This window comes from Tannerella forsythia, assembly GCF_003860135.1.
Classification (GTDB): domain Bacteria; phylum Bacteroidota; class Bacteroidia; order Bacteroidales; family Tannerellaceae; genus Tannerella; species Tannerella forsythia_A.
Window position 1 is genome coordinate 1 of the sequence record NZ_RQYN01000098.1, and the last position, 4,016, is coordinate 4,016.

General features: G+C 41.8%; 3 protein-coding genes and 2 tRNA genes. 1 reads left to right on the forward strand and 4 read right to left on the reverse strand.

Features of this window, described 5'->3' with window-relative positions:
- Positions 1–128: 128 nt before the first annotated feature.
- The 4 genes from EII41_RS13315 to EII41_RS13330 form a co-directional block, all read right to left on the reverse strand.
- Positions 129–1,970, reverse strand: coding sequence for an erythromycin esterase family protein (locus tag EII41_RS13315; protein WP_124790975.1), 1,842 nt, complete (start codon positions 1,968–1,970; stop codon positions 129–131).
- Between the two features lie 115 nt (positions 1,971–2,085).
- Positions 2,086–2,157 (reverse strand) — tRNA-Glu (locus EII41_RS13320).
- Positions 2,158–2,229: 72 nt separating this feature from the next.
- The gene (gene rpsT, locus EII41_RS13325) at positions 2,230–2,484 is read right to left on the reverse strand and encodes a 30S ribosomal protein S20 (RefSeq protein WP_124750773.1); all 255 of its coding nucleotides are present in this window, start codon (positions 2,482–2,484) and stop codon (positions 2,230–2,232) included.
- A 35-nt stretch (positions 2,485–2,519) separates the two neighbouring features.
- Positions 2,520–2,591, reverse strand: a tRNA-Glu gene (locus tag EII41_RS13330).
- A 304-nt stretch (positions 2,592–2,895) separates the two neighbouring features.
- On the opposite strand from EII41_RS13330, the gene EII41_RS13335 reads away from it, so the two are divergent.
- A complete protein-coding gene (locus EII41_RS13335; RefSeq protein ID WP_124790976.1) occupies positions 2,896–3,882 on the forward strand; it encodes a FecR domain-containing protein in 987 nt (328 codons plus the stop codon).
- The last annotated feature ends 134 nt before the right edge of the window (positions 3,883–4,016 follow it).

Consider the following 4,016-nt stretch of genomic DNA (forward strand, 5'->3'; position numbering starts at 1 on the left):
ATGCTTCCACATCTTGGACAATCCATAGTTTTTTTCAGCAAAGATAATAGTACTATATGAATTTAACAATACCGTTGTTAGAAAGAGCCTTTTGTTACGTCAAGCGTGTGATATGCTTTTCCTTGTTTCTATTGAGAACTTCGAAAGAAGGACGCTTTTTGCATACGTTCCCGTATTTCTTCCATTTTGTTTTCTCTCCGTTTTACGTTTAACAGGTATAAATGAGATAATTCTTGAAATGTAACCTCTTTATTTTCCATGTGTTTACGACCTGTGTTTTTGATAAAAAAGACGCCATTGTATCTTTGGTATAAATTGAAAGGATAAAACTCTTGAGGCATATGATGGCTGCCTTTAAATCGTGACAAGATCAATCTGTTAAATTCAGAGGTCAGGGGTAAGTAAAAAATATTCTCGTCGAAAGTGCTTAAGAAAGACTCCATACTGTTAAAAGGGAGTTTGTGTAAGAACGTCTTTTGCTGGCTATAATGTTGATCGTATGCGATGTTAGCTCCTTCACCTGTTAAAATCAGAAGAGGTGAATAAGCGTCGGAATACTGTTCCTGCATATAATATCCGAAAGGGGTACACGGCACGGCTGGAAATGTTGAAAGGCGATTGATATGTATCGCATGTCCGTAGATGACTGTTTTTACATTTTCGGCGCCGGCATATTCGTCGATAAGAAACTTGGCATTTGCAAACATGGCAGAATCTCTTCGGATAAATCGCTGTATGGGGGTATCTCCAATTTCTCTCGAAAGAGTCAAGATGTGAGAAATGACCTCGATTTCTTCGGGTGTAAGCACTTTTTGAATCTCGCTTTTATGAGCTTGAAGGAAATATCTGGCTTCCTGCCAGTCCGCTTCCATTAATAAAAGGGAGAACTGATCCAGCTCCGGAATTTTAGCTTGCTCGTTAAGCCGCGTTACAAAGTCAAAGATATCTACGGCCGAATTTTGAGTCGGTGAATAAATGGCGTTGTAATCGAAACCATACAGTTTTACCTTCGATTCGTCTGTTTGTTTCGAATTGAAAAGACGCAATTTGTCTAAGAAGTCAAACAAATAAAGTGTGGATTTATCTGCCAGGAACAAAGAGTCCAACGTATAACGGCTGTCCTGTATGTATCTGTTGCATGCCAATGAGACTTCCAAAGGCATTTCTAAAAGGACCAATCTGGCATTTTGTTGTTCAATCATTTGAAGGATGCATTCGTATCCTAATTTTTCGATTTCTCCATTTCCATGCATCGATTCTCCCAGACCGATAATCTTTTTCTTGTCGATTCCGTTGATCTGTTCCAATGGGATTCTCGCATCCATCGCTATGGGGATGTATGTGCGTGTGTCTTGTGCTGTAAAGGGAGATAGGGTGCGGACAGGGAAGTTATCGATTGACTTGCCATCTATCCATAGATTTAATTTTGAGAAGGCGATATAGGCTGTTGAGTCAACGAATCCTTCGACATTTATTCGGATATTCAGCAACTTCGCGTTTTTTACCGTTATATTTTTCGATACGATACGTAAAGCAGTATCGGGCACAAATCTCAGCGTATCGGAAAAAAGGACCTTTTCTTTCTCATTGATAGCATCTAAAGTAATAGAAGTTAGACTGATGTTTTTCCCTTTCGACTCAAATTCAATCATCGCTTGGTTTGCATCGCAGATAGGAAGCAGGATTCTTTGTTGGTATTCTGTTTGTAGGCGATTGAAGAAAGGGTTCCCTTGTAGATACATCATGGCAAATAGAGGACGATCTGGTCCTTTCACTCCAACCGGAATCGTGTAATTGAGATATGCCGCATTTTGCTGCCAATGATAAATAATCGAAGAATCTTCCTGCATTCTGAATTCCAAGTCATACATTTTTGTGTATGGTTTATGTTCTGTTTGGGCTGTGCAGGACATACCATAAAGAATTCCCAAGAGTAGAATAAGAAGGTGTGTTTTCATTTTATTTTTCATATCTTTCTTTTATTGGGGGGGGATTGATTTAAATGTTAAATGGCTTTGCAAAAGAGTTGATTTTGAGCATAATTACTACTCTTAATTCTACAGCATCTTATCTTTTTGTCATTTGTAGCCCGTAGGGGAATCGAACCCCTCTTTTGAGAATGAGAATCTCACGTCCTAGCCGATAGACGAACAGGCCATTAGCCAAAGAAAGCCGGACATCAACTGCCCGGCTCTTTTATTTTATTTGAGCGAAGAGTTACAGAAGCGATTACGCCAAAGCGCTTACATGCTTCGCCAACTTTGATTTCAAGTTGCCAGCTTTGTTTTTATGAATCACATTGTTCTTCGCCAGCTTGTCAAGCATCGAACAAACCTTCGGATACAATTCCTCCGCTTCTTTTTTGTTTTCAGTAGCACGTAATTTCTTTACGGCATTACGCATCGTCTTAGCTCCATAGCGATTACGCAAGCAGCGTGTGGCTGTTTGCCGAATTCTTTTTATGGATGATTTATGATTTGCCATCGCTTTATTATTCTCTATTTTATCTTATTTTTTTGTAGCCCGTAGGGGAATCGAACCCCTCTTTCAAGAATGAAAATCTTGCGTCCTAGCCGATAGACGAACAGGCCATTCATCTTATGGAAGAGCTATATTTACCCATCTTTATGGTAGCTCGATTGCCATTTTTGCGAGTGCAAAGATAAAGACTATTTTTAATCCCGCAAAATTTCCGTCTTTTTTTTTGCAATTTAACAAATCGACCGAAGGCGAATGCTTGAATTTAACAGGGTTATGGTAACACGCAACGTTTGTTTAGACATGAGGGAGAAGTTTTTTGTTTGGTGCCGACGTTCGTATAAGCTAATTTTTTCGCTCTTGTCTTAAACGCAATCTACCCTCGATGTATATATATAATAAAAGAGCAAAAAGCTGATGGAAAGTAAGGAAAAAGAAGAAGGACGACTGCTACGGTACTTTGCCGGAGAGTTGAATAAAACGGAAGAAAAAGAACTGCTCGACTGGTTGAATCAAGACGATGAGCATAAGAAAAGATTTCGAAGGATGGCTGATGTGTGGGCAGTGGCCCATGTACCGTTTTTTGCCCGACGGTTAAAGGCGGACAGCCCGATGTGGCCCCAAGCACGTAGAAATACTGTGAGGCTGCGGAAACATTGGGCGGGCGTTGCCGTAGCTTGTATGATATCGATTGTTATCGCGCTTTCGGCCTTTTGGATAGGAAAACGCGTCGGCAATGTGTCTGCCGATGCGTGTTACCGTACCACGGTTCCTGCGGGTTCCCGATCGGAGGTTACACTACCTGACGGTTCTATTGTATGGATCAATGCCGGTTCTTCCTTGACGTATCGTGAGGATCATCGTGAGGAGACGCGTAGCGTGACTCTTGACGGGGAAGCCTATTTCGAGGTAAAATCTGATCCTAAAAGGCCGTTCATCATCGAGTCGGGAGTTTTGCAGGTGCGGGTATTGGGGACGAATTTCAATGTTAAGGCGTATAGCGATGAAGAGACGGTCGATGTCGTACTGCTTTCGGGGAAAGTCAACGTCTGGCCGGACGGCCGCGGAGAAGCATTGCACGTACTCTTACCGGACGAGAAACTGACGTATCATCGGGAGACTGGCCGTATTGAAAAACATCAGGTCGAGGCGCATGATTACTGCGCATGGAAAGACGGCCGGATATACTTTGATGAACGACCATTCATAAAGTTAGCCAGAGAATTGGAACGGGTATATAATGTGCGTATACGGATCGGCAGCGAACAGCTAAAGACGGAACGGTTTTCCGGCTGTTTTCTTCGCACTTCTTCACTCGATGATATTTTACGCGAGATAGACATGGAGCACCGATACCGTTGGGCATACGATGCTACGGGTACGCTGGTTATTCGTGACAGGTAGTTGCTTTCAGAAACACTTGAATGAGGCCCTAAATAAATAACAGAAATATTTACATTTTTAAAACTAGTATCTATGAATCAAAGCAAACTAAGAAAACTGAGCAGGCAGATAGCCGCCGGTTTGTTGCTGGCACT